General features: G+C 70.0%; 24 protein-coding genes. 16 read left to right on the top strand and 8 right to left on the bottom strand.

The window, feature by feature from the left end:
* Nucleotides 1-2: 2 nt before the first annotated feature.
* Complete coding sequence (locus ABD235_RS25085) at nucleotides 3-1214, bottom strand: pyrophosphate--fructose-6-phosphate 1-phosphotransferase (protein ID WP_344178192.1); 1212 nt, start codon at nucleotides 1212-1214, stop codon at nucleotides 3-5.
* A gap of 237 nt (nucleotides 1215-1451) precedes the next feature.
* Between ABD235_RS25085 and ABD235_RS25080 the strand changes: the two genes are divergently transcribed.
* The gene (locus tag ABD235_RS25080; protein WP_344178190.1) at nucleotides 1452-2204 is read left to right on the top strand and encodes a glycoside hydrolase family 113 protein; all 753 of its coding nucleotides are present in this window, start codon (nucleotides 1452-1454) and stop codon (nucleotides 2202-2204) included.
* Here ABD235_RS25080 and ABD235_RS25075 read toward each other — a convergent pair.
* The gene (locus tag ABD235_RS25075) at nucleotides 2166-2627 is read right to left on the bottom strand and encodes an Lrp/AsnC family transcriptional regulator (RefSeq protein ID WP_344178188.1); all 462 of its coding nucleotides are present in this window, start codon (nucleotides 2625-2627) and stop codon (nucleotides 2166-2168) included. The two genes, ABD235_RS25080 and ABD235_RS25075, sit on opposite strands and share 39 nt — an antisense overlap.
* Nucleotides 2628-2689: 62 nt before the next feature.
* Between ABD235_RS25075 and ABD235_RS25070 the strand changes: the two genes are divergently transcribed.
* Nucleotides 2690-3586, top strand: a complete 897-nt coding sequence (locus tag ABD235_RS25070) for a DMT family transporter (RefSeq protein ID WP_344178186.1) — start codon at nucleotides 2690-2692, stop codon at nucleotides 3584-3586.
* Nucleotides 3583-4563 (top strand): LLM class F420-dependent oxidoreductase, encoded by a 981-nt coding sequence (locus tag ABD235_RS25065; protein ID WP_344178184.1) that lies wholly within the window; start codon nucleotides 3583-3585, stop codon nucleotides 4561-4563. The genes ABD235_RS25070 and ABD235_RS25065 overlap by 4 nt, the downstream gene beginning before the upstream one ends.
* Here ABD235_RS25065 and ABD235_RS25060 read toward each other — a convergent pair.
* Nucleotides 4553-5545, bottom strand: a complete 993-nt coding sequence (locus tag ABD235_RS25060) for an acetamidase/formamidase family protein (RefSeq protein ID WP_344178183.1) — start codon at nucleotides 5543-5545, stop codon at nucleotides 4553-4555. The two genes, ABD235_RS25065 and ABD235_RS25060, sit on opposite strands and share 11 nt — an antisense overlap.
* A 119-nt stretch (nucleotides 5546-5664) precedes the next feature.
* Between ABD235_RS25060 and ABD235_RS25055 the strand changes: the two genes are divergently transcribed.
* The 6 genes from ABD235_RS25055 to ABD235_RS25030 all read left to right on the top strand — a co-directional run bounded on the left by ABD235_RS25055 (nucleotide 5665) and on the right by ABD235_RS25030 (nucleotide 12901).
* Nucleotides 5665-6357: a response regulator transcription factor gene (locus ABD235_RS25055; protein ID WP_184800369.1), complete on the top strand. Its 693-nt coding sequence runs from the start codon at nucleotides 5665-5667 to the stop codon at nucleotides 6355-6357.
* Between the two features lie 407 nt (nucleotides 6358-6764).
* Complete coding sequence (locus ABD235_RS25050; RefSeq protein WP_344178180.1) at nucleotides 6765-8234, top strand: sensor histidine kinase; 1470 nt, start codon at nucleotides 6765-6767, stop codon at nucleotides 8232-8234.
* Between the two features lie 264 nt (nucleotides 8235-8498).
* Nucleotides 8499-9911 (top strand): S1C family serine protease, encoded by a 1413-nt coding sequence (locus ABD235_RS25045; RefSeq protein ID WP_344178179.1) that lies wholly within the window; start codon nucleotides 8499-8501, stop codon nucleotides 9909-9911.
* Between the two features lie 419 nt (nucleotides 9912-10330).
* Complete coding sequence (locus ABD235_RS25040) at nucleotides 10331-11629, top strand: carbohydrate-binding protein (protein ID WP_344178176.1); 1299 nt, start codon at nucleotides 10331-10333, stop codon at nucleotides 11627-11629.
* Nucleotides 11630-11669: 40 nt separating this feature from the next.
* Nucleotides 11670-12185 (top strand): DinB family protein, encoded by a 516-nt coding sequence (locus ABD235_RS25035; protein WP_344178173.1) that lies wholly within the window; start codon nucleotides 11670-11672, stop codon nucleotides 12183-12185.
* A 5-nt stretch (nucleotides 12186-12190) separates the two neighbouring features.
* Complete coding sequence (locus ABD235_RS25030; RefSeq protein ID WP_344178172.1) at nucleotides 12191-12901, top strand: pirin family protein; 711 nt, start codon at nucleotides 12191-12193, stop codon at nucleotides 12899-12901.
* On the opposite strand, the gene ABD235_RS25025 is transcribed toward ABD235_RS25030, so the two are convergent.
* Nucleotides 12898-13212 carry an L-rhamnose mutarotase gene (locus ABD235_RS25025; RefSeq protein WP_344178170.1) on the bottom strand — a complete coding sequence of 105 codons (315 nt, stop codon included), beginning with the start codon at nucleotides 13210-13212 and terminating at the stop codon, nucleotides 12898-12900. The genes ABD235_RS25030 and ABD235_RS25025 overlap by 4 nt on opposite strands.
* A 124-nt stretch (nucleotides 13213-13336) precedes the next feature.
* Here ABD235_RS25025 and ABD235_RS25020 point away from each other — a divergent pair, with 124 nt between their 5' ends.
* Together ABD235_RS25020 and ABD235_RS25015 are read left to right on the top strand one after the other, a co-directional pair.
* Nucleotides 13337-14137, top strand: coding sequence for a VOC family protein (locus tag ABD235_RS25020; RefSeq protein WP_344178167.1), 801 nt, complete (start codon nucleotides 13337-13339; stop codon nucleotides 14135-14137).
* Between the two features lie 129 nt (nucleotides 14138-14266).
* Nucleotides 14267-16174, top strand: a complete 1908-nt coding sequence (locus ABD235_RS25015) for a penicillin-binding transpeptidase domain-containing protein (RefSeq protein ID WP_344178164.1) — start codon at nucleotides 14267-14269, stop codon at nucleotides 16172-16174.
* A 180-nt stretch (nucleotides 16175-16354) separates the two neighbouring features.
* Here the strand turns inward: ABD235_RS25015 and ABD235_RS25010 are convergent, their stop codons facing one another.
* The gene (locus tag ABD235_RS25010) at nucleotides 16355-18082 is read right to left on the bottom strand and encodes an AAA family ATPase (protein ID WP_344178163.1); all 1728 of its coding nucleotides are present in this window, start codon (nucleotides 18080-18082) and stop codon (nucleotides 16355-16357) included.
* A 76-nt stretch (nucleotides 18083-18158) separates the two neighbouring features.
* On the opposite strand from ABD235_RS25010, the gene ABD235_RS25005 reads away from it, so the two are divergent.
* The gene (locus tag ABD235_RS25005; protein WP_344178161.1) at nucleotides 18159-18566 is read left to right on the top strand and encodes a nuclear transport factor 2 family protein; all 408 of its coding nucleotides are present in this window, start codon (nucleotides 18159-18161) and stop codon (nucleotides 18564-18566) included.
* 84 nt (nucleotides 18567-18650) lie between these two features.
* A complete protein-coding gene (locus tag ABD235_RS25000) occupies nucleotides 18651-18977 on the top strand; it encodes a TFIIB-type zinc ribbon-containing protein (protein WP_344178159.1) in 327 nt (108 codons plus the stop codon).
* 1 nt (nucleotide 18978) lies between these two features.
* Here the strand turns inward: ABD235_RS25000 and ABD235_RS24995 are convergent, their stop codons facing one another.
* Together ABD235_RS24995 and ABD235_RS24990 are read right to left on the bottom strand one after the other, a co-directional pair.
* Nucleotides 18979-19290, bottom strand: a complete 312-nt coding sequence (locus ABD235_RS24995) for a WhiB family transcriptional regulator (protein ID WP_425553172.1) — start codon at nucleotides 19288-19290, stop codon at nucleotides 18979-18981.
* A 75-nt stretch (nucleotides 19291-19365) separates the two neighbouring features.
* The gene (locus ABD235_RS24990) at nucleotides 19366-21759 is read right to left on the bottom strand and encodes an immune inhibitor A domain-containing protein (RefSeq protein ID WP_344178157.1); all 2394 of its coding nucleotides are present in this window, start codon (nucleotides 21757-21759) and stop codon (nucleotides 19366-19368) included.
* 142 nt (nucleotides 21760-21901) lie between these two features.
* Here ABD235_RS24990 and ABD235_RS24985 point away from each other — a divergent pair, with 142 nt between their 5' ends.
* The gene (locus ABD235_RS24985) at nucleotides 21902-22372 is read left to right on the top strand and encodes a GNAT family N-acetyltransferase (protein WP_344178154.1); all 471 of its coding nucleotides are present in this window, start codon (nucleotides 21902-21904) and stop codon (nucleotides 22370-22372) included.
* Between the two features lies 1 nt (nucleotide 22373).
* Here the strand turns inward: ABD235_RS24985 and ABD235_RS24980 are convergent, their stop codons facing one another.
* Nucleotides 22374-23234, bottom strand: a complete 861-nt coding sequence (locus ABD235_RS24980; RefSeq protein ID WP_344178152.1) for an NAD-dependent epimerase/dehydratase family protein — start codon at nucleotides 23232-23234, stop codon at nucleotides 22374-22376.
* A 271-nt stretch (nucleotides 23235-23505) separates the two neighbouring features.
* On the opposite strand from ABD235_RS24980, the gene ABD235_RS24975 reads away from it, so the two are divergent.
* Together ABD235_RS24975 and ABD235_RS24970 are read left to right on the top strand one after the other, a co-directional pair.
* Nucleotides 23506-24606 carry a DNA polymerase IV gene (locus ABD235_RS24975; RefSeq protein ID WP_344178744.1) on the top strand — a complete coding sequence of 367 codons (1101 nt, stop codon included), beginning with the start codon at nucleotides 23506-23508 and terminating at the stop codon, nucleotides 24604-24606.
* A 62-nt stretch (nucleotides 24607-24668) separates the two neighbouring features.
* A complete protein-coding gene (locus ABD235_RS24970; RefSeq protein WP_344178150.1) occupies nucleotides 24669-25364 on the top strand; it encodes a hypothetical protein in 696 nt (231 codons plus the stop codon).
* The last annotated feature ends 81 nt before the right edge of the window (nucleotides 25365-25445 follow it).

Raw genomic sequence — 25445 nt, 5'->3', positions numbered from 1 at the left:
ACCTACGGCTGGCCGATCTCCGCCTTCAGCGCGGTGAACCACTCGACCCCCGCGTCGAACTCCTTGCCGCCGGCGATCCGCGGGAACTCGATCGCGCGCAGCTCGTCGCCGCGCTCCTCGTCGTGGCCGACGACCCCGGACTCGCCCCGCAGCGCCGCGTCCACGGCGTAGTCGGTGCACTCCTTGATCAGCGCCAGGTCCTTGTCGTTCGCGGCGGCCGAGCGGCTGAAGTACCCGCTCTTCTGGACCATCGTCTTCTCCGCGCCGATCCGCTCCGCGAACTGCTTGGCAAACCAGGCACCCGGGTTGATCGTGTCCAGCTTGACGTGCCCGAACGGGTCCCGGCCGACCTCCTCGCCGCGCGCCTCGAGCTCGGCGACGATCGCCGGCACACCGGCGCCCTCGGACAGGAAGATGTTGACGCAGTCGTTCTCGTCCATGACGGCCTTCAGGCGCTCGGCCTCGGCGTCCAGGTCGATCTCCACCTCCGGCACGTACACGGCGTGCACGTCCCAGCCGCCGGAGGTCAGGCCGATGCCCGGGTTCCACTCCTGGCCCTTGACCCACTCGCGGTAGGCCAGGGCGGTGGCGGCGGTGAGCCAGCCGCAGTTGCGGCCCATCACCTCGTGCACGACCAGCATCCGCGGGTTCGAGCTGTGCTCGGCGATCACGTTGCGGGCGAACAGCGCGCCCTGCTCGGCGGCGGTCCAGGCGCCGAGGCTCTGCCGGATCGGCACCACGTCGTTGTCGATCGTCTTCGGCAGGCCGACCACGGTCAGGTCGTAGTCGTGCTCGTGCAGGTACGCCGCGAGGTCGGCGGCGGTGGTGTTGGTGTCGTCGCCGCCGATCGTGTGCAGGACGTCGACGCCGTCGGCGACCAGCCGCTCGGCCGCGACCTGCAGGGCGTTCTGGCCGTCGGCGATCAGGCCGCGCTTGACCAGGTCGGCGGTGTTGGTCAGCTTGACCCGGCTGTTGCCGATCGGGCTGCCGCCGAACTGGTGCAGCAGGCCGGCCTTGGCCCGCACCTCGGGCGTCACGTCGACGTACCGGCCGCTCAGCAGGCCGTGGTAGCCGTTCAGGTATCCGATGATCTCCACGTCCGGCGCCACGGCGGTGTAGCGCTGGATCAGTCCGCCGACGGCGGACGACAGGCAGGGCGCGAGCCCACCCGCGGTGAGAAGGGCAACTCTGCGGACAGGCTTGTCGGCAGCCATGGGTCGGGTCCTTCCGAAGGTCGCTGAAGTCGCTCCCAGCGTAGTGAGGCAGACCACTTCCGACGCTGGTCGGGGCCCACCAGACGGACAAGCCCGACCGAAGTACCCGGTCCGTCCGACTGAGGTCTTGTCCGCCGTCGTTGCTCTTTCGCCTCGTCCGGGCGGCAACCAGACTGCCCGTACCTGGAGGATCGGCCGCATCGGGAGATCCTGGCGCACCTGGCCGAAACCGCGACGATGGCCGAGGAACTGCGGCAGCGGCATCCGGGCAAGGTGACGTTGCTGGTCGGCAGCGAGTTCTCGCTGAGCGCGCCGGGGATGATCCCCGGGCCACGGATCTTCCTGCGGATCCAGGTGCTGGTGCGGTGGCGCCGCTTCTTCGACCGGCGGATCACGCGCAAGCTCGCCGTCCTGCTCACGGCCGCCCTGGCGACCGCGCACGAGGCGTTCCGCGGGCCGATCAGCTACGCGGCCGGCTACTGGGAGCAGGTCGACTGGTCCGGCTTCGACTTCGTCGGGGTGAACCTGTACCGCTTCGGGACCGACTCCGCGGCGTACGAGCGACAGTTGGACAGGTTGGTCGAGAAGTCGGACAAGCCGGTGGTGATCACGGAGTTCGGCTGCGGCTCGTTCGTCGGGGCCGAACAGCGCGGGCCCGGGTCGTTCCTGATCGTCAACTGGTTCGCCTCGCCGCGGCGGGTCAAGGAGGGGTACACGCGCGACGAGGCCACCCAGGCGGCGTACCTCGGTGAACTGATCGACCTGTACGACTCGCGCCGCGTGCACGGGTGCTTCGTCTTCACCTACGCGATGCGCGACTTCCCGCACTGGACCGACCCGCTGTTCGACCTGGACATGGCCGGGTTCGGCGTCGTGAGGATCCCGGCCCACGACCTCGATCGCCGCGAACCGAAGGAGTCGTTCGCGACGGTGGCCCGCAAGTACGCCGCGTCAGCGCAGCGGGACCGAGCGGGGCGGGACCGGACTTGAGACGACGAACGAGCTGTTCGTCGAGCCGTGCACATTGAGCTTGTCCAGCAGGGCTTCCAGGGCGTCGATCGCGGGGGCCTGGACGCGGATCAGGAAGCAGTCCTCGCCGGAGATCCGGTGGCACTCGACCACCTCGGGCGTGGCCCGGGCCAGCTCGACGATCCGCGGGATCTGCCCGGGGCCGGGCTTGAGTCGCACCCAGGCCGCCACCGGCAGACCGAGCGCGGCGGGATCCAGGTCGAGCCGGTAGCCGCGGATCACTCCCGACTCCTCGAGCCGCGTGACGCGCTCGCGCACGGTCGGCGCCGAGACCCCGAGGCGGCGTGCGAGCTCGGTCGTGCGCAGCCGCGGATCGGCGGTCAGCTCGGTGAGGATGCGGGTATTGAGGTCATCAAGCTCGATTGCCTTCGTTTCGGAAAACACTTCACACCCAGTCCTTCGTTCCGGCATGGAGAGCCTGCGATTTCCTTCCTAGCCTAATCACTGTGAAGAACCTGCTCGCCCCCGGAGCGACCGCCGTCACCGTGCTGCTGTGGGCCTCCTCCTTCGTCGCCATCCGGCACGTTGGCACGGAGTTCTCGGCCGGTCCGCTGTCCCTCGCCCGCCTCCTGGTCGGCAGCGTCCTGCTCGGCGCCGTCCTCGTCCTCCAGCCGCGCGGGCGCCGCTGGCAACGACCGGTACGACGCGACTGGCCGCTGCTGCTGGCCTGTGGACTGCTCTGGTTCGGCGTCTACAACCTCGCCCTGAACGAGGCCGAACGCCGCCTCGACGCCGGCACCGCGGCGATGCTCGTCCACATCGCTCCGCTGCTGATCGCACTGCTCGCCGGAATCACCCTCGGCGAAGGTTTCCCGCGGCCGCTCGTGATCGGCAGCCTGGTCGCGTTCGCCGGTGTCGTCGTGATCGGCACGTCGACGTCGACCGGCCGCGCGGAGACCTGGGGCGTCGTCCTCTGCGTCACCGCCGCCGTCTCGTACGCCGTCGGCGTGGTCACCCAGAAGCCGCTGCTCGGCCGTCTCCCCGCCGCCCAGGTGACGTGGATCGCCTGCACGATCGGCGCGATCGTCTGCCTGCCGTTCGCCCCCACGCTGCTCGACGAACTCCGCGCCGCGAGCACCGCGACGATCTGGTGGGTCCTCTACCTCGCCGCCTTCCCGACCGCCCTCGGCTTCACCACCTGGGCCTTCGCCCTCCGCCGCTCCACCGCCGGCCGAATGGGCGTCACCGTGTACGCCGTACCGGTCGTCGCCATCGGCCTCGCCTGGCTCCTCCTCGACGAAACCCCCGCCACCCTCGCCCTGGCCGGCGGCGCACTCTGCCTCACCGGCGTAGCCATCTCCCGCCGCAAGACCGGTGCCCCGGTCAAGGAACCAGCCCGATGAAGTTCGGCCTCTTCGTCCCGCAGGGCTGGCGGATGGACCTGGGCGAGCTCACCGACCCGATCGACCAATGGGAGGCGATGACCGCCGTAGCCCGCGCCGCCGACGCCGGCCCCTGGGACTCGATCTGGCTGTTCGACCACTTCCACACCGTGCCCGAACCGGTGCGCGAGACCGTCTTCGAGGCCTGGACGACGACCGCCGCCCTCGCGCGCGACACGCACCGGGTCAAGCTCGGCCAGATGGTCGGCTGCAGCGGATACCGCAACCCGGCCCTCTACGCGAAGATGGCCGCCACCGTCGACGTCGCGAGCCACGGCCGCCTGTACGCCGGGATCGGGGCCGGCTGGTCGGAGCACGAGTGGACGGCGTACGGGTATCCCTGGACCAGCCTCAAGGACCGGATGGGCTCCTTCGCGGAGTCCGTCGAGCTGATCCACCGGCTGTGGACCGAGGACGATGTCGTCTTCCACGGCAGGTACCACTCGGTCGACAAGCCGTTCGTCGAGCCGCGACGCAAGCCTCCGCTGTGGATCGGTGGCGGCGGCGAGAAGGTCACGCTCAAGCTGGTCGCGCAGTACGCCGACGCCTGCAACTTCGGCACCGGCGTCGTCGAGACGATCAAGCGCAAGCTCGCCGTACTGCGGACGCACTGCGACGCCGTCGGTCGCGACTACGACGCGATCGTGAAGTCGACGAGCATCAACGTGTTCCCCGTCGAGGCCGGCGCCGACCCGGTCACTGCGACGGCGAGGGCGCGGGGGCGCTACACGTTGGAGGAGTTCGGCGAGATCGGCAACGGCGGTGGGCTCGCGGGGCTGCGGGCCGAGGTGGTGACGGCCGAACAACTGCGGATCCAGCTGGAGCAGTTGGCCGAGATCGGGATCGAGTACGTGATCGCCTACATCCCCGGCGTCGCCTACGACCGCGAACCGCTGCAGCGGTTCGCGGAGGACGTCGTACCGGCGTTCAGCTCTTGATGCCGCGCAGCTGGGCGTGGATGCCGCCGTAGACCTCGGCGTTGGGCAGCAGGCGCTTCGGGACCTTGGTGACGACGCTGTAGTTGGCGTCGACGACATTGGCCAGCGGGACCTCGCTAACCTGGCTCAGCAGTTGGTACGCGTCGAGCTTGTCGAGGCCGTACAGCTCGCTGAGCCAGCCGACCATGTCGACCTGACCGGCGCGCCAGGCGTCCTCCAGCGGGCGGGCCGACCCGACGACGGCCAGGTAATCGTCGGTTTCTAGGCGCGGCCAGGCGGGGCCGGGGGTCTTGATGAGGTCCACCAGCATGACCACGTTCATCGCGCCCTCGACCGCCGTACCGCAGGACTCGCCCTCGCCCTGGCGGTAGTGGCCGTCGCCGACCGAGAACAGCGCGCCCTCGACGTTGACGCGCAGGTAGCACGTCGTACCGGCCTTCATCTCCGGGGTGTCCATGTTGCCGCCGAAGTAGTCCGGTACGAGCGAGGAGCGGACCTCGAAGGCCGCGGGAGCGACGCCGACCGTGCCGAGCATCGTGTTGATCGGGAGCGCGACCTCGAAGTCGCTGCCCTGGGCCTGGAAACCGACGGTCTGCTTCTCGGTGTCGACCTCGTAGATCCAGGTCCGCTCCGGCAGCGGGTCCTGCAGTGTGGCCGTCTTGTCGGTGCTCGTGAGGCCGCCGAAGAACGGGATGGTCGCCGACGCACCCCACGTGCGGGCCGGGGTCAGCTCGACGAAGTGCAGCGCGAGGGTGTCGCCGGGCTCGGCGCCCTCGACGTAGAACGGGCCGGTCTGCGGATTCACGAACGGCATGTTCAGGCTCGCGCTGGCGAGGTCCTCGGTACTGCGCAGGCGGCCCGAGAACGCGTCCTCGGTCCACAGCCGCAACAGGCTTCCGGGCCGGACCCGGCGGACCGGCGCGGCACCGCCGAAGGTCCAGGTGAGCTGCTCGGTCTCAGGGGAGAACTCGACGATGTCCACGCGGAAAAGCTACGCCTGGTGATCGTCCTTCGCGACCGATCAGCGGGTTCTCAGCCGTTTCTCAAACTGACGGCCTAGGCTCGCGGGAGAAAGATTTGATCACGAGGGGGGAGCGAACGATGCGGGTACTGGTGGTGGACGACGACCGGGCGGTCCGGGACTCGCTGCGCCGTTCGCTGGAGTTCAACGACTTCGAGGTGGTGACGGCCTCCGACGGCGCCGAGGCGCTCGCGGTGATCGGCAACGTCGAGCCCGACGTGGTCGTGATGGACGTGATGATGCCGCGCCTCGACGGCCTGGAGACCACCAAGGCGCTGCGGGCCGCGGGCAACAACGTGCCGATCCTGGTACTGACCGCGCGGGACGCGGTCGCGGACCGGGTCGACGGGCTCGACGCCGGCGGCGACGACTACCTGACCAAGCCGTTCGCACTGGAGGAGCTGCTCGCGCGCCTGCGCGCCCTGCTCCGCCGCAGCGCGACGCCCGGCGAGGGCGGACCGCGCGGCGAGGTGCTGCAGTACGCCGACCTGGTGGTCGACGTCGACGCGCACGAGGTGCACCGCGGGGACGTCGCGATCCAGCTGACGCGGACCGAGTTCTCGCTGCTGGAACTGCTGATCCGCAACCCGCGCCGGGTGCTCGAGCGCGCCGTCATCCTGGACGCCGTCTGGGGCTACGACTTCCCGACCACCGCCAACTCCCTCGAGGTCTACGTCGGCTACCTGCGCCGCAAGACCGAGGTCAACGGCCTGCCCCGCCTGATCCACACCGTCCGCGGCATCGGCTACGTCCTCAGGGACACCCCACCGTGAGCTCGCAACCCCCGGACTTCCCCTCGTACGCCGGAAGCGGCCGCATCCCCCCGACGCCGAGCCCGCGACCCGCGTCGCCGGGGCCGTCGGGTCCCGGTGGGCAGGGCCCGGCAGGCGGCGGCAACGTCTCCGGCGGGCAGGGCCCGGCGGGAGCCGGCGACGCCTCCGGCGGACAGGGCTCGTTGGCGCCCGGTGCCGCCGGCGGCGGCAACGCCTCCGGCGGTGCCGGCTCGGATGCGCCCGGCTCAGGCGGAGCTGGCTTAGGCGGGCACGGCTCGGGTGCGCCCGGCCTGATTGGCGCCGGCCCAGGCGCGCCCGCTTCAGGTGGCACCGGCCCCCAGGGCCCTGGACCCGCCTCCCGGATCAACGCACCGCAGGCCCGCACGAACGGCAACGGGACCAACCGGGTGGCGGCGACCGCTGCCCGCACGCAGAGCTGGTGGCAGGAGAAGCTGCACCGGCTGAGCCTGCACGCCCGCGTGACCCTGCTGGCGGCCGTGGCCGTCGGACTGGCCGTCGCGCTGGTCAGCATCTCGGCGTACATCACCGTCCGGCAGCAGATGTACCAGAACCTCGACAACAGCCTGATCGACCGCGCCGGGCAGGCCGCCAAGCGCGGCGTGCTGACCAACAAGGTGATCCTGCAGACGATCCCGTCCGACGCGCTCGGCCTGAGCGACATCCAGGTCGGCGTCTACGGGGCGAACGGCGAGCAGTTCGCCGCCGTCGACAGCCTGATGCCGCCGATGGGGAACGACGAGCTCGAGATCGCCATCGAGCAGGGCAACCAGGCCAGCGTGCGGACGGTGGGGGTTCGCAACAGCGGACACTTCCGGGTGGTCGCGGTTCCTGCGCAGTACTGCGACTACCGGCAGTGCGCCGTCGAACAGTTGCAACCCGGCGCGCTCGTGGTCGCCCAATCGCTCGACTCGATCGACCGCACCCTGCACAACCTGGGGATCGTCCTGTGGGCGTTCGGCCTCGTCGGCGTGATCGGCGCCGCCCTGGCCGGGAACGCGATCGCGCAGTCCGGGCTGCGGCCGCTGACGCGGTTGACCGGTGCTGCCGAGCACGTCGCTCGTACGGAAGAGCTACGGCCTATCCCGGTGACCGGGTCGGACGAGATCTCCCGGCTCGCGCAGGCGTTCAACGCGATGCTGCAAGCCCTGGCGCGATCTCAGGATCGGCAACGCCGACTCGTCGGCGACGCAGGGCACGAGCTGCGAACTCCGTTGACGAGCATCCGGACCAACCTCGACCTGCTCGCCCAGGCCGACAAGCGCGGCGGGCTGCGGCCGGAGGACCGGCAGCAGCTGTTGGACGACGTACGGGCGCAGATGGACGAGCTGACGACGCTGATCGGCGACCTGACCGAGCTGGCGCGCGACACCCCGCAGGTCCGCGACGCCGAGCTGATCGAGCTGGCGAACGTGGTCGAGGACGCCGTCCTGAAGGTACGGCGACGCGCGCCCGGACTGGAGTGGGATGTGCAGCTCGCGCCGTTCCCGGTCTGGGGCGACGAGCGGCTGCTCGGCCGCGCGGTGACCAACCTGCTCGACAACGCCGCGAAGTACAGCACCCCCGACACACCGCCGACCGGCGGCGAGTCGCCGGCCCGGGTGATCGTGCGCCTGCGCGACGGCGTACTCACGGTCACCGACAGCGGCCCAGGCATCGCCGAGGCCGACCTGCCGCACGTGTTCGAGCGCTTCTACCGCTCCAGCGAAGCCCGCAGCCGCCCGGGATCCGGCCTCGGCCTGGCCATCGTCAAGCACGCGGCCGAGCAGCACGGCGGCATGATCTACGCCCGCAACGCCCCCGGCGGCGGAGCCCAGTTCACCCTCTGGCTCCCCCACGCCGCCACCCAGTCCCGCTAGACACCACCCCGGACAGGGCAGGAGCGCCTGCCCCGCCCGGGGTGGACAACACCCCCTCGCTAACCGACCCCTCGCGCCACTTCTCTTTCCGGCCGAAGTGGCCTCAGCCCACGCCGACCTCTCCGGCCGCATCATCGCCGACCTCAGCCACAAGCTCCTCTTCACAGGTTCGTCACAGGATCCTCAGCGAAGGCTCACGGACTTCTTTGGCTGCTCTGACGGGATCTTCAGGGCTCTCTCAGGTCCGGCCCTCATGGTTGACCCATGACCGAGAACCAGCCGCACCAGCCGCAGAACCAGCCCGGGAACGACACCCCGGCGCAGGGTTCGACGTACGGGAACCAGGCTCCGCAGGGGACGCCGCCGTCGTACGGCTCGAGTCCGCAGGAGCGTACTCAGCAGCTGCCGACGACCGGCTACGGCCAGCACGCGCAGCAGCAGTACGCGCCGCAGGGCCAGGGGCGCTACCAGGGTGGTCAGTTCGGTACGACCGGGGCGCATCAGGGGGCGTCGCCGGGTACCAATTGGCCGCCGTTCGGCCCGCAGCAGCCGGCTCATCCGGAGCAGCCCAAGCCCAAGCGGCGCGGACTGGCTCTGGTGGCTCTGACCGCACTCCTGGTCGGGACCGCCGGCGGCGTGGGTGGTGCGGCTGTCTACTCGGCCACGAACGACTCCAGCGCGACCCCGTCGGTGACCGCTCCGCTGAACGGCGGACAGGCGGCGCCGGCCTCCGCGCCGAACGGCTCGGTGCAGAACGCCGCGGCCAAGGTCCTGCCGAGCGTAGTGAAGATCGCCTTCACCACCGCGCAGGGCAGCGGCACCGGTTCGGGCATCGTGATCAGCAAGGACGGCCTGATCGTCACCAACAACCACGTGGTGGCGGGTGCCGGTCAGGGCGGCAAGCTGAGCGTGATCCTGAACGACGGCCGGACGGTCTCCGCGACCGTCGTCGGCACCGACCCGCTGACCGACCTCGCGGTGATCCGCGCCGACGCCAAGGACCTGACGCCGGCCACTCTCGGCACCAGCGGCAGCCTCGGCGTCGGGCAGGGTGTGGTGGCGATCGGTTCGCCGTTCGGCCTGGATGCCACCGTGACGAGTGGGATCGTCTCGGCGCTCAACCGCCCGGTCACCTCGGGCGGCGAGGAGCAGGACAGTACGACGGTCTTCCCAGCCATCCAGACGGACGCCGCGATCAATCCGGGAAACTCCGGCGGCGCCCTCATCGACCTCGCCGGCCAGGTGGTCGGAATCAACAGCGCGATCAAAACCGCCGGAGGATCGGGACAATCCGAAGGCGGAAACATCGGCCTGGGCTTCGCAATCCCGATCGACCAGGCCAAGCCGATCATCGACGAGCTGGTGGCCAAGGGCAAGGCCACACATGCGCGGCTCGGAGTGCAGGTCGGCGACGCGCAGTCCTCCGACGGGCTCACACAGGGAGCAACCCTCGGCGAGGTGACGTCCGGCGGTGCGGCGGACAAGGCCGGCCTGAAGAGCGGTGACGTGGTCACCGCGATCGACGGCAAGGCGATCGCGTCAGGGGACGCGTTGGTCGCCGCGGTCCGTTCGCACCGCCCGGACGACGAAGTCACGATCACTTACACCCGCGGCGGCCAGACCGGCCAGACGGCGAAGGCCAAGCTCGGCTCCGACAACGGCAACCCCACGGGGTGACAACCGGTGCCGGGGGCCCCTCCTCCCCCGGCACCCGATCCACGAACCGGGACTCCGACCGCCCACCGAGCGGTCGGAGTCCCGTTCTGTACCGCCGGTGGGGCATAGCAATAGGCCGTGCTCCCACACTCCGTCGACGGTGCACCACCCCTCCACAGAGGTGGATGCGCGCATTCACTCGGCCGTGCACCTCCCCACACCGCCGCCAACGCATCCACCACCTCCCACAGAGGTGGGCGGGTGGGCGAGCCCACGAGCTCCACCAACTGGGTGGGGGCCAAACCGTCAGCCGTCGACACCAACCCGGTCCACGTTCTCTGCTGTCCGAGGCGGGTTTCCGACATGTCGTGGCAGTCCGCGGGCGCAGCGCCTACGGTGAAGAAACGAAAGGTCACTGCGTATTGGACTGAGGAGCGGCCATGAACCGACGGATCGGCGCTGTGTTCGTGAGTGCGGTGGCAGCCGGTGTGCTGCTCGCGTCGGCCGGACTGGTGGCCCAGGCCGGCCAGTCCTCGGCCCAAGCAGCCTGTACGGCGGCCGCCTGGGCCGAAGGCGTCAGCTACGCGGCCGGCGCCAAGGTGACCTATCAGAACCGTTCGTACGCCGCCCGCTCCGCGCACACCGCCCCACCCGGTTCCGGCTGGAACCCGGTCGCGGCCCCCTCGCTCTGGCTCGACGAAGGCGCCTGCGACAGCACCCCGCCGACGACCCCACCCACAACTCCGCCGACGACGCCCCCGACCACCCCGCCGCCGGGCTCGGCCACCTGCGCGGTGAAGTCGCGCCCGGCCGGCAAGGTGCTGCACGGCTACTGGGAGAACTGGGACGGCGCCTCGAACGGCGTGCACCCGCCGTTCGGCTGGACGCCGATCACCGACACCCGGATCGGGCAGCACGGCTACAACGTGATCAACGCGGCGTTCCCGGTGATCCTGTCCGACGGCACGGTCAAGTGGGAGGACGGGATGGACGCGACCGTGAAGGTCGCGACCCCGGCCGAGATGTGCGCGGCGAAGGCGGCCGGCCAGACGATCCTGCTGTCGATCGGCGGCGCGACCGCGGGGATCGACCTCAGTTCGTCCGCCGTCGCCGACCGGTTCGTGGCGACCGTCGTACCGATCCTGAAGGCGTACAACTTCGACGGCATCGACATCGACGTCGAGACCGGCCTCACCGGCAGCGGCAACATCAACCAACTGTCCACCTCGCAGGCCAACCTGATCCGGATCATCGACGGCGTGCTGGCCCAGATGCCGTCGAACTTCGGCCTGACGATGGCACCCGAGACGGCGTACGTCACCGGCGGCAGCGTCACCTACGGCTCGATCTGGGGCTCGTACCTGCCGATCATCAAGAAGTACGCCGACAGCGGCCGGCTGTGGTGGCTGAACATGCAGTACTACAACGGCAGCATGTACGGCTGCTCCGGCGACTCGTACTCCGCGGGCACGGTCCAGGGCTTCGTCGCCCAGACCACCTGCCTCAACAACGGGCTGGTCATCCAGGGCGTCACCATCCGCGTCCCGTACGACAAGCAGGTGCCCGGCCTCCCCGCCCAGAACGGCGCCGGCGGCGGCTACATGTCACCGTCCCTGGTCTCCCAGGCCTGGAACAGCTTCAACGGTCAGCTCAAGGGCCTGATGACCTGGTCGATCAACTGGGACGGCTCGAAGAACTGGACCTTCGGCGACAACGTCAAGTCCCTGCAGGGCCGCTAATTGTGTCGCGGGCGGGCCGAGTCCCACGTACGGTCCGCCCATGACGTTTTCTCGTGAGCGGCCCCCTTTCGTTGCTGATGAGCGCACCCAGCTGGTCGGATGGCTGGATCAGCAACGTGCCCTGGTGCGCTGGAAGTGCGAAGGGCTGGCCGAGGCCGACGAGCTGCGGTCGGTGCTGCCGACGTCGCCGGCGATGACGATGGCGGGGCTCGTCTACCACCTGCGGTGGGTCGAGCACTGCTGGTTCGAGGTGGTGTTCCTGAACGGCTCGTCGGCGGGGAACCCGCAGTTCGACGAGTCGCTGCCCGAGGACGCCGACATGACGCCGACCGCGCCGCTGAAGCAGCTGCTGGACGAGTTCGAGGCGCAGTGCGAGCGATCGAACGAGATCATCGCGGCGCACTCCCTCGACGAGACCGGGAAGCACCCCGGCTTCAAGGCCGGCCAGGCGACGCTGCGCTGGATGGTGCTGCACATGATCGAGGAGACCGCGCGGCACGTCGGCCACCTCGACACGATCCGCGAGCTGCTCGACGGCGAGAAGGGGTATTACTAGTCGGTGTGAGCATCGACGTACGCCGTGCAGCCGACCGCTTCCTGACCGAGGAGGACTGGCTGGAGTCGCGGCACTCGTTCTCGTTCGGCCCGTACTACGACCCGGCGAACGTCGGGTTCGGCGCGCTGCTCGTGCACAACGACGAAGTGGTTGCCCCCGGCACCGGATTCGACCCGCACCCGCACCAGGACCTGGAGATCGTCACCTGGGTGCTGCGCGGCGCCCTCGTGCACCAGGACTCCGAAGGACACAGCGGCATCGTCTACCCCGGCCTCGCGCAGCGGATGAGCGCGGGCAGCGGGATCCGGCACTCGGAGAAGAACGACGGAGGCGAGCCGGTCCGCTACATCCAGATGTGGGTCCGGCCGGACGAGCTCGACCTTGCCCCGTCGTACGAGCAGGCCGAGGTCGACGTCGCGCTGAGCGCCGGCGAGCTGGTCCCGATCGCTTCGGGCCTGCCCAAGCACGCCGGCAGTACGGCGATCCGGATCAACCAGCGCGGCGCCGGGATGACCGTCGCGCGGTTGCGGCCCCAGGGCACGGTCGAGCTGCCGGTGGCGCCGTACGTCCATCTGTTCGTTGCCCGAGGCTCGGTCGTGCTCGAGAGCGCGGGCGACCTGGGCGAGGCCGACGCCGCCCGGATCGTCGCCGCGGACGGGCAGCGCGTGACCGCGGGTCCCGACGGCGCCGAGATCCTGGTCTGGGAGATGCGCTAGGCGGTCTGCTGGGACATGGTCCAGACGTGCTGCAGCGGCGCGCCGTTCGCGGCGAAGCCCTCGACGAACTGGCTCATGTGCTGCTGCCAGCGCTGGTCGACCGGGTCGTCGCGGAGCTGGGCCACGGCGGCCTCGAAGTCGTCGCACTCGACCAGGTGGAACAGGTCGCGGCCGCTGCGCCAGATGCTCCAGTCGGTGATGCCGGCGTCGTTCATGACCGCGATCAGCTCGGGCCACACCCGGGCGTGCTCGATCGCGTAGGACTCTTCGGTGCCGGCGATCAGCCGGCTGTGCAGGGCGAGGCGGGTCACAAGCGGTGAGAATACGCCCCGGAGTGATCGAACCGTTACCCGGTTCACCGTCCATCGCCTCGACGTGACCTGCCCGCCCTGGCAGGTTAAGGCCCTCCGGTAACCGATTCCCGCAGGAGCGCGCATGGCCGATCGCACCGCCCCCTGGCCTGCCGGTACGCCGAACTGGGTGGATCTCGCCGCGACCGACGCCCGGGCGGCGACCCGGTTCTACGCCGGGCTGTTCGGCTGGGACTGCGAGCACCAAGACAGTCGCGACTACTGGATCTGCCGCGTGGACGGCGAGGACGTCGGCGGTATCGGCGGCAAGCACCCCGGCACCGAGGCCCTGCCCAGCCGCTGGACGACGTACCTGGCGACCGACCACGTCGACCGGACCGCCGCCGCGATCACCGAGGCCGGCGGACGGCTGCTGCTCGACCCGGTCGACGTCTCCGTGCACGGCCGGATGGCGATCGCGACCGATCCGAACGACGCGATCTTCGGCCTCTGGCAGGCCACCGACCACATCGGCACCGGCCGCCGGTCGGAGCCGGGCATGCTGGTCTGGAGCGAGGCCCTCAGTCGCGGGTACGACGAGGCGAAGGCGTTCTACACCAAGGTCTTCGGCTACCGCCTGGAGGAGATCGGCACCACGTCGGACTTCGGTCCCGGCGACCAGTACGCCGACGCCCGGTACGCCGCGCTCTACGCCGCCGGCCGCCCGGTCGCCGGAACCGGCGAGCTCCACCCCGACATGCCCGCCGAGACCCCGGCGCACTGGCTGCCGTACTTCGCCACGGCCGACCTCGACGACACCGTCACCCGCGCCGAACGCACCGGCGGCCGCCTCGCAGGCGACCCGCTGGACACCGACTTCGGCCGGATGGCCGTGCTGACCGACCCGGAGTCCGCCGTGTTCGCGGTGATCCAGCTGTCGATCTGACCAACCTCCCGAGCGCCTCGGGCGTCGTACTCCTGTGGCCCGCCTGAGTATTTCCCCCCTCGTGGCAGGCTGGGCACACGCCGAAGACTGTTCGGAGTGTCAAACCGTCGCCGTGCGAGAGTGGAGATCGTGAAGCGAACTGCTGCCATCGTTTGTCTGAGTGCCCTGATGGTCACCGCTGGTTGTTCCGACAGCAAGTCCGGTGACGGCGGGAAGGCCGACCCGAACGACGAGAAGCAGGCCTCCGCCGAGGTGGTCAAGGCCTTCGCGGCCGGCTGGGTGAAGGCCTGGGCGCCGGACGGCAAGCCGACCGAGGCCGCCGCGCTGACCGACAACCCGGCCACCTTCGGCCCCCGGCTGGACGACGTCGACACCGCGCTGGTCGCGCAGTCGGCGACGGTCACGCCGCAGGGCGAGCCGAACTGCACCGACGACAGCAACTGCACCCAGGACCTGGCCGTCGAGGCCGTGCTGCGCGGGATCGGCACGATGAAGTGGACCAGTACGGCGACCGTGGTGAAGACCGGCGACGCCTGGAAGATCAAGGCCTCCGGCGACACGATCTACCCCGGTCTCGGCGAGGCCAACTACCTCAAGCGGGTCCGCACGGTGCCGGCCCGGGCCTCGATCCTGGACCGGACCGGCAAGCCGCTGACCACGAACCGCCCGGTCGTCATCGTCGGCGTCGCCTCGGGCAACAAGGCGACCGCCGCGACGTACGCCGCGTTCACCAAGAACCTCGACGTCGACGGCACCAAGCTGTGGAACCGCGCGAAGGCGGCTCCGCCCGGCCAGTTCGTCGACGCGATCACGATCCGCGCCGAGGAGTGGGACAAGCTCCGCCCGAAGATGGGCAACCTGCCCGGCGTCCTGACCATGGGCGGCACGCAGTCGCTGCCGGAGAGCCCGACCTTCGCGCGCTCGGTGATCGGCACGATGAAGACCGCGACCGCCGAGACCCTGAAGAACGCGGGCCCGACCGCCTCGAGCCAGGACCAGGTCGGCACCACCGGCCTGCAGTACTCGATGCAGCAGCAGCTGGCCGGCACGCCCGGCGGCCAGGTGAACCTGCGCGACGGCAAGACCAAGATGGTGATCAAGGAGGTGTTCAAGCAGGAGGGCAAGGCCGGTACGCCGGTCCGCACCACGCTGGACACCAACCTGCAGCGCGCCGCCGAGGCCGCGCTGGCGACGAGCAAGCTGCCCGCGTCGCTGGTCGCCGTCCAGGCGTCGACCGGTCAGATCCTCGCCGCGGCGAACGGCCCGACCGCGACCAACTACAACCGCGCCTTCCAGGGCCACTACGCGCCGGGCTCGACGTTCAAGATCGTCACGTCGGCCGCGCTGATGGGCGCCGGGCTGACCGCGAGCTCGCCGCTGCCGTGCACGAACACGATCAACGTCTTCGGCAAGTCGTTCAAGAACTACGACGGCCTCGCGCCGTACGGGAACGGCACGATGGAGAAGGCGTTCAACCAGTCCTGCAACACCGCGTTCATCTCCCAGCACGGGCGGCTGGCCAAGGACGGGATGACCAAGGCGGCGGCGATGTTCGGCCTCGGCCAGGAGCTGAAGCTCTCGATCCCGGCGTACGGCGGTGAGGTGCCGGCTCCGAAGGACGACGTCGCCGAGGCCGCGTCGATGATCGGCCAGGGCACCGTGACGGCCAGCCCGCTGGGCGTGGCGCTGATCGGCGCGACGGTCAAGCACGGTACGGCGATGAAGCCGGTGCTGGTGATCGGCAAGGACCCGGCCGGCCCGGCGGCGGCACCGTTGCCCCCGGCCACGGCCGGCGCGCTGCGCGCGATGATGCGGAGCACGGTCACCAACGGCACCGCGTCGGCGCTGGCCAGCACCGGCGTCGCCTCAGGCAAGACGGGTACCGCCGAGGTCGTTGCCAACGGCAAGGTCATCACGAACGGCTGGATGGTCGGCTTCCGCGGCGACGTGGCGTTCGCGGTGATCGTCGAGGGCGGCGTCTCCGGCGGCAAGGCGGCCGGCCCGATCCTGAAAAACTTCCTGACCCGCTTCAAGTAGACCCGGACGACGGCCGCCTTCCCCACCCGGGAAAGGCGGCCGCACCAAATAGTCCGCCCAATCCCCACCACCTCGCCGACAGGCCCACCACCCGACGAGCCTAAAACCACAGGCGACCGCACTTAGCCGCCCACCTTCACCTCAGCGGCGGCGCCTGCACAGTCCTTCCCCATCCCCCTGTTAAAAGCTGAGGATCTCTTGGATGGCCGACTTCAGGTCGGAGCCGTCCAGTGTGACCAGCTCGAGGTCGGTCGGGAAGCCCGGCGAGTGGAACAGCCGCAGGTCGCGGTGCTTGCCGGCCGTCTCCAGTACGGTCCGGATGAACCGCGCGTTGCCGAGGTCGTCGATCCGGCCGTTGGCGCAGACCTGGTCCAGGGCCGCGGTCAGGCTGGTCACGGCGTCCGGCGTGATGTGGTCGCCCCGGCTGTCGACCAGCCGCAGCGCGATCTCACGCAGCTGGTCGGCGGTGTAGCGCGGGAAGTCGATCCGGGTCGAGAAGCGGCTGCGCAGCCCCGGGTTCGCCTCCAGGAACTCGGCCATCGGCTCGGAGTACCCGGCGACGATCACCACCAGGCGGTCGCGGTCGTCCTCCATCCGCTTCAGCAGCGTGTCGATCGCCTCGGTGCCGAAGTCGTTGGTGCTGGTGCCCTTCTTCTTCAGCGCGTAGGCCTCGTCGATGAACAGCACCCCGTCCAGCGCCGAGTCGACCACCTCGTTGGTCTTCGTCGCGGTCTGGCCGATCCAGTCCGCGACCAGGCCCGACCGGTCGGTCTCGATCACCGTGTCCGCCGCGAGCAGCCCGAGCGCGCAGTACAGGCGGGCCACGACGCGGGCGACCGTGGTCTTCCCTGTGCCGGGTGGTCCGGCGAAGATCAGGTGGCCGCCGAGCTTGGCCGTGGGCAGCCCGCGTTCGGCGCGCATCAGCCCGGCGCGGACCTGCGCGGCGACGGCCGAGACCTGCTGCTTGACGTCCTGCATGCCGACGTTGCGGTCGAGCTCGTTGAGGATGCCCTGGACCGCACCCCAGTCCGGCTGGCGGTGCAGCGCGGGCGCGGACGGCGACCCGCGGCGGATCACCGGCGCGGCCTGCGACGTCGTCCCGCGGGATTCCGTACGGCGGGTGCTCAGCCGCACGTTGGAGTCGGCCAGCGCCTCGGCGACCTGGCGGTGGGAGTTGTCGCGCTCGTAGACCCACTCGAACTGGCGGATCGCGTTCTGCTCGCGGCCGGTGCCGCGGTAGACGAAGCCGAGGTAGTACTCCGCGTCGACGGCGACGAACGAGTTGAGCTGCTGCCCGGCGGCCTGGCGCAGGATGGTCTCGGCCTCGCTCCACTGCTCGACGGTCGCCAGCAGCATGCCGAGCCGCAGCTGCGCCTCGACGCCGAGGTGCCCGTCGGTGGGGATCCGGCGCAGGATGCCGATCGCGGTCTCGAACTCCGACCGGTTCATCGCGACCGCGGCCTCGAGGAAGTTGCGGCGCAGGTCCTCGATCACCTCGGCGGTCGCCTCGGCCGCACCCGCCGCGTTGCCGGCACTGAGCCGCCGCAGCGCCTCCGCGTGCCAGACGTGGTCGGTCGTCTCGAGCGAGTGGGTGAACCACCAGCCGGCCCGGAACGACGAGCTGAGCCGCCGCTTGTCGGCGTCCCGCTCCTCGCCGAACCGCTTGACGCCCGCGACCAGCTTGTCGAGCGCGGTGTCGGCATCCCCGCCGGCCGCGTGGAACCCGAGCCAGGCATCGGTCATCCCCGGATCGAGCTCGACCGCCTTGGTGAAGTTCTCCAGCGCCGCCGGCTTGTCCACCGTCATGGCCTTCTCGTCAGCCTTGGCAAACCCCAGCTGCCGCGCCCCACGCACCCACAAACCCCGAGCACGCCGCCGCGCCAGCAGCCCCGCGGACTGCTCAGCCATTCCCACACTCCCTCGTCACGACCGGTCTGCATCCTCTCATCACAGAATGTCGGTCCCCGGGGCTACCGTCGCCGACATGACCGCCACCGAAGACACCCGCGCCGTGGCCGAGCGTTACTTCACCACGATGAACGCCCGCGCATGGTCCGCCTTCGGCGCGCTCCTGACCGACGACGTCCGGTACGAGCTGCCGCAGACCGGTGAGCGGATCACCGGACGGGGCAACTACCTGCGGTTCAACCAGGAGTACCCGGGCGCCTGGCAGCTGCGCGTGACCCGCCTGCTCGCCGACGGCAGCACCGCGTCGGCGTCGCTGCTCTTCACGGTCGGCGGGCGGCAACTGGTGGCGGTGGTCTTCCTCGAGCTGCGCGACGGGTTGATCGCGCGCGTCACCGACTTCTGGCCGGAGCCGTACGACGCTCCGCCGGGCCGCGATCACCTGACGGAGCAGGCTGTTTCGGAGCAGGACCGGTTCGTTCCCTGAGAGTTTCCAGCCGTCACTGTGTGGGTTCCTGAGAGTTCGCTGAAACCGCGTCAGGGCGGCCTTTTCGTCACTTAGGGTGGTGCGATGGAGAGCCTGATCTGCCCGAAGTGCCGGGGCACAATGCGGACCTACGAGCGCAGCAACGTCACCGTCGACCAGTGCACCGAGTGCCGCGGCATCTTCCTCGATCGCGGCGAGCTGGAGAAGCTGGTGGACGCCGAGGTCGCCTACAACGGACCGCAGCAGACCCGCGCGCCCGAGCCCCGCTACGAAGAGAAGCGGTACGAGGAGAAGCGGTACGACGACCGCCGCCACGACAGCGACCGCCGGTACGACGACCGCAACAAGTACGGCCAGCAGTACCCGCAGCGCAAGAAGAAGAAGTCCTTCTTCGACGAACTGTTCGACTGAGTCAGCGGTGGCGGCCGTGGAGCGCGGGTTCGCGCTCCTCCTCGGTCGTGCCGCCCCAGACGCCGTACATCTCGCCGACCATCAGCGCGTGCTCGCGGCACTGCTGCCGGACCGGGCAGGTCCCGCACAGCGACTTCGCGAGCAGCTCGCGGGCGTGCTTGCGCAGCCCGCGCTCGGACTCGGCGGAGAAGAACAACTCGGGGTTCACGTCCCGGCACGCGGCGTGGTCGTGCCACGCCCAGTTCTCGATCATGGCCGACGGCAGGCCGTCGGGCGCCTTGGTGACCGCCCCGGCGGGCGGTTTGCGCCTCATCGGAGCGTCCTCGGCAGCGGACGGTAGAAACTCACCCCAGCTCAGTACCCGACTGCAAACGCTCACCGAGCGTGGCTAGCGCCCGACCACCACGCGCACGTTGGTGCTGCGCTGACCGATCACCTTGATCGTCACCCCGACGTGCGGAAGCTTCACGCCGTACGACGGCACCTTGGCGGACCAGAACTCGTTCCGGTCGTCGAACGTCGCGACACCGTCCGCCCCGGCGAAGTGGTTCTTCTTCCCGTTCACGGTCAGGTCGAACGAGTCCGACTTCTGCAGCCCGAACGTCGAGTCGTAGCTCTGCAGCGTGCTCTTCCAGAACCCGCCGGCCGGGTTCGGCCGCAGCGTCGGGTTCGCGTCGATCGGCAGCCACTGGCCCTGGCCCGGGTGCACCGCGGTCTCGTTGTCGGACTGCGAGGTGTCCCAGTACGAGATCAGCAGGCCGTCCTGGTACGGGTAGTGCTCGACCCAGTTCGGCCGCGGGTTGCCGACGAAGTTGTACGGGCCGGTCTGCAGGTAGCGGTTGAACGAGTTGTACGTGTAGTTGGACGCCAGGTAGTAGTGGTCGTACTCGGTGGTCACCGACTGACCGGCCGCCTGGAAACCCTTCGCGGTCCAGCCCGCCGGGCCGCTCTCGGCGCCGTCCGTGACCAGCGCCTGCCCGTTCGCGGTCAGCTTGATCTCGTCGGCGAAGAACCCGAGCTCGTGCGTCGCCGAGTCGGTCGCGTACCGGAACCGCAGCTCGACCGTCTTCCCGGCGTACGCCGACAGGTCGAACGTCGCGGGCTTCCAGCCACCGGAGTTGCCGTCGATGCCGTTGGCCTCGGCGGCCTGGGTGATGGTGCCGGCGATCGCCTTGAAGCCCGACCCGTCGTTTACCTCGACGTACGCGTAGTCGCAGGCGTCGGCCCCGCAGTCCTCGATCCGCCAGTTCGCCTGGAACGTCAGCGACGCCTTGCCGGCCGGCAGCGTCACCTTGCGGGTCAGCGTGTTGTCGAGCTTGTCGCCGGTCCCGCTCCACCACGACTTCGCGCCGGCCGCCGGAGCGACCAGCTGCTTGGTCACCTTCTTCTTCGGCAGCGAGACGACCAGCCCCTGCGGACGCGTCGAGTTGTACTCGTGCGGGCCGAGCTCCACCGTCTTGGTCTGACCGGCCTTGATCGTCACGTGGTCGAGCCAGCCGAGCTGCAACTTGTCCCAGGTACCGAGGTCCTGCGGCTTGAGGCCGATCCCGAGGTCGCCCTTGGCGCCGGACCGCGACTGCGACATCACGCTCCACCAGTTCACCGGGTTCTGGCTCGGCCGGCCGGAGGTGTCGTAGTGGTCCGGCAGCCCGAGGTCGTGACCGTACTCGTGCGCGAAGACGCTCAGGCCGCCGTTCTCCGGCTGGATCGTGTAGTCGCCGACCCACAGACCGGTGCTGCCGATCTGGACCCCACCGAGCTTGTTCGTGGCCGGGCCGGTCGAGGTGTTCTGGTCGGCGTACCAGCGGTGCGACCAGATCGCGTCCTCGCCCTGGTGCGGGTCACCGTCGGCCTGGTCGCCGCCGGCGTGCACGATCTGGAAGTGGTCCAGGTAGCCGTCCGGCTCGTTGAAGTTGCCGTCGGCATCGAAGTCGTAGCGGTCCCACTGGTCGTAGGACTGCAGCGTGTTGCGGATGTCGGCAGCTGACTTGCCGGCCTCCTGCTGCAGCGTCACCCACTGGGCGACCGCGTCCGTGATCAGGGCCCAGGTGTTGCTGCAGATCGTGTCGGCGCAGGGCGTCCCGTTGGACCGGCCGTACCGCGCCTCGTTGTAGGGCACCTTCACCCAGTCCGAGACCGTGCCCTCGACGCTGTACCGGCCCGAGGACTGCTTCTCGTAGTACGTCTTGACCGACTCGCCCTTGCCGAAGTACAGGTCGCGGTAGTGCTGCGCGGAGTAGTCGGCCTGCCAGACCGTCGAGTTGTCGGTCTTGCGGTCGGGCGCCGGGATCGCGTTGTGCAGCGGCCCGTCGTACGTCGTCGGGCCCGCGGTGTCCGGGTCGGTGTCGCGGTCTGGAAAGTCCGGGTGCCGCTTGGTGCCGAACTCGGCCAGGATGACGAAGATCTTGTCGGTCTTCTCGCGCGCCAGTTCGACGTACTGGGCCTTGCGCTGCTCGGCGAACTTGATCCGGCCGAGCCCGTCCCGCGCGGTCGGTACGGCGATCTCCCGGCCGACCTTGACCACCTTGCTCGGGCCGCGCTGCTCGGCCTTGACCGAGCCGTTGAGCACACCGTTCAGCGCGGCCTCGCGCAGTTCGCGCCGCTTGTCCTCGAGCGGGTTGGCCAATTCGTCGGCGCGGGCGCCTTTGCCTTGGGAGGCGACGGGGTCGCCGCCCGGCGTCGTACCGGCAGCGGCCGTTCTCGAGGGCAGTTGCCCGATGCCGATCGCGACGGCCGCGGCCAGGACGCCGACCGCCGTGGTGCGTACGGGTGAGACGCGCACGATTGCTCCTCCTGGTGGCCAAAGGCAACTACCTCGGCAGACACCCTATGAGCACTGTGCGTGACGGAGCGGCCTGTGAACCAACAGAGCGCCGACCGCAACACGATCGCCATCTGGCCGCCCGGGGACTATCGTCGGCGAAATGAGCACCCCGCCCCCGGTCACCTTGCGCGCGATGACCGACGCCGAGTACGCCGGCTGGCAGGACCGCAACGCGCAGTCCTTCGCCGCCGGGATCGGCCCGCTGCGCGGCCTGGACGGCGAGGCCGCGCTCGCGTTCGCCCGGGCCGAGGTCGACAAGCTGCTCCCGGACGGTCTCCGGACCGACAAGCACCTGCTCTGGACGGCGTTCGCCGACGACGGCACGCTGGTCGGCAGCCTGTGGATCAGCGTGCTGACGCCGGTCCCGTACGTCTACGGGGTCGAGGTGGCCGAAGCCCAGCGCGGCAAGGGCTACGGCCGGTCGATCATGGTCGCCGCCGAGGAGGAGTGCCGGCGCCGCGGGTACACCCAGCTGGACCTCAACGTCTTCGGCAACAACGCGACCGCGATCAACCTGTACGAGTCGCTGGGCTTCGAGACCGTCAGCCAGATGATGCGCAAACAGCTCTAGGTCATCGCTTGGCGGCCAGGTCCTTGATCGCATCCAGGTGCTGCGGAATCCACCCGAGCTCCTGCCGGGCCCGCTCGCCGGTCATCCGCTGATCCAGCGCGAACGCCTCGGCGATCGGGCCCATCTGCTCGGCCGCGTCGTCCAGGTGCCTTACGTGCTCTTGCCCTGCCGCCTTCGCGAGCGCCGGCCCGAGCTCCGCGAAGGTCGCGTTCTGCGCGACCCCAACGTACACCGATCCCGCCGGTGCCTTCTCCAGCGCGAGCACGTACAGCTCCGCGAGGTCGTCCACGTGCACCAGCGTCGTGTAGTTGGAGCCGTCACCGACCAGCCCGACCGCCTTGTTCTCCCGCGCCGGCTCGACGAAGAACGTCTCGATCAACCCTTGGGACCGTCCGTAGACCAGCGCCGGCATGACCACCACCGGGTGCCAGCCACGCTCGACCGTCGCCAGCACGCGCGCCTCGTTCTCCAACCGCCAAGCCGTGATCGCCGGCGGCTTCTTCACCGCGTCCTCGTCCACCACGCCGTCGGTGTCGCCGTACACCCAGACCCCGCCGGTGTGCACGTACGTCCCCCGCCCGTCGAGCCCCTCGAGCAACGCATCCGCCGCCGCCCGGTCCACCTCGGCACTCCGCTCGTACGAAGCCCCGAGATGCAGTACGCCGTCCGCCGCGGCCGCCGCGTCCCGCAGTACGTCGACGTCGGTCAACTCGCCGACCACCGCCTTCGCCCCGAGCTTGGTCACGACGTCGACAGCACGCTCACTGCGCGCCAGCGCGGTCACCTCGTGCCCGTGCCTCAGCAGCGCCTCGATGACCACCGCGCCGATGTAGCCGGATCCACCGGTCAGGAACACCTTCATTGAGTTCTCCTTTGCTCACCTCCCACTCTGCTGGTGTGCGGTGGGGGATTTCCAAGACCTGTTCGGGCGCCTGTGATACCCCTGGGGTATCGATCCCGAGGAGCCGCCGATGAGACCGTCGGAAGCCGCAGCCGAGCCGGACCCAGCCGATTCGGGCGCCGGGGCGGAGCGCGCGGGCGCCGGGGCGGAGAGCGCGGGCGCCGGGGCGGGGCGCGCGGTTGGCGGAGCGGAACGCGCCGGCGCCGGGGCGGGGCGCGCGGACCCGAGCAGCGTGCCCGCCCCCGCGGGGGCCGCCTGGTGGTTGCTGCATGTGGACATGGATCAGTTCATCGCGGCGGTGGAGATCCGGCGGCGGCCTGAGCTGCGGGGGTTGCCCGTCGTGGTCGGCGGGTCAGGGGATCCGCAGCAGGCGCGGCAGGTGGTGGCGACGGCGTCGTACGAGGCGCGCGTGTTCGGCGTCGGTTCGGGGATGCCGTTGAAGGCGGCGTACAAGAAGTGCCCGGACGCGGTGTTCCTCCCGACGGACCCCGCGGCGTACGAGGCGGCCTCGACCGAGGTGATGGACGTGCTGCGGTCGTTCCCGGTGACGGTCGAGGTGTGGGGCTGGGACGAGTGCTTCGTCGGCGCGACCACGTCCGATCCCGAGGCGCTGGCGGCCGAGATGCGGGCCGCCGTGCTGGAGCGGACCGGACTGACCTGCTCGATCGGCATCGGCGACAACAAGGTGCGCGCCAAGCTCGCGACCGGATTCGCGAAACCCGGGCCCGACCAGCGCGCCGGCGACGGAGGGACCTTCCGGCTCACGCAGGAGAACTGGGCCGAGGTGATGCACCACCGCCCGGTCCGCGACCTGTGGGGCATCGGCGCCCGGATGTCGCAGAACCTGAACGACCTCGGCCTGCACACCGTCGCCGACCTCGCCGCCGCCGACCTCGACGGCCTCCGCGAACGTTTCGGTCCGAAGATGGGCACCTGGTACGGCGCGCTCGGCCGCGGCCTCGGCGACACCGAGGTCACCGACGTACCGCGCGAACCCGTCTCCCGCAGCCACGAGGTCACCTATCCCGAGGACCTGTCCGACCCGGCCGAGATCCAGGACAAGGTCCGCGAACTCGCCGAGGAGCTCACCCGCTCGGTGGTCGCCGAGGGCCGCTGGATCCAGCGGGTGCACGTGAAGGTCCGGTTCATCACGTTCTTCACGCCGATCAAGTCGCGCAAACTACCGGCGCCCACCCAGGACCCCGCCGTGGTGGCCGACGCGGCGCTGACCATCCTGGCGAAGTTCGAGTTTCGCCGCCCGGTCCGGTTGCTCGGCGTACGGGCCGAGTTCGCGCCGCCGCCTGCGGACGCCGACGGGACCGAGGCGGACTGACCGCCAACTTTTCCCCAGCGGGCAGCATCCAACCGCCGGCAGCCCACCGGAAAGGCATCACCATGAGGCCTCGCACGCGCATCGTCACCATCACCGCAGCCGCAGTACTCGCGGCCGGCGCCACCACGGCCCTCCTCCTGGCGAACCCGTCCAGCTCCAGTCCCGCCGCGGGTTCTCCCAGTACGCCGCCCGCGACGACGTCACCCAGCGGCCCGACCTCGGCAAGCCCAGCGACCACCTCACCCAGCGGCCCAGCGCCCCTCACCACCCAGGGCCTGACCTACGTCAACCGAACGTGGGGCGACCCGAAGACCGAGCTCGGCGTCATCGTCCCGATCCCGAGCACCTGGTCGATGACGAAGGTCTCCACCTTCGAGTCCCGCTTCACCAGCCCGAACAAGCTCTGGAACCTGCGTCTCAACGGCGTACTCGCCAAGCCCCAGCCCCGCGCCACCTACGTCACCCAGAAGCTGGCCGCGCTCCGGTCCACCCCCGACTTCCACCTGATCTCCCGGACCCACAGCGCCGCCAAGGCAACCAGCGAGGTCTTCGCCGGCGTCACCTTCCAGTACACGACGCTGACCTACACCTACACCGATCCAGCCCGCGGCACCCGTCTGGTCGTCGACCGCTTCGTCACCATCGACGACGCCACCACCACCGGCTTCGAACTCGCCGCCTCCGGCCGCCCCGAGGACCTGCCCGCCCTCCGAACCATCACCACCAAGGTCACCCTCGGCTACGTCCGCCTCCCCTGAACAAGTCACCAGAATTTCCCGGTCCGATCGGGAAGTAATCGCGCAGTTCGGTTGCTGTGATTACTTGATCGTTCATCCATC

The sequence above is a fragment of the Kribbella lupini genome, assembly GCF_039529595.1.
Classification (GTDB): Bacteria; Actinomycetota; Actinomycetes; order Propionibacteriales; family Kribbellaceae; genus Kribbella; species Kribbella lupini.
This window is presented reverse-complemented; position numbering and strand designations above follow the sequence as displayed.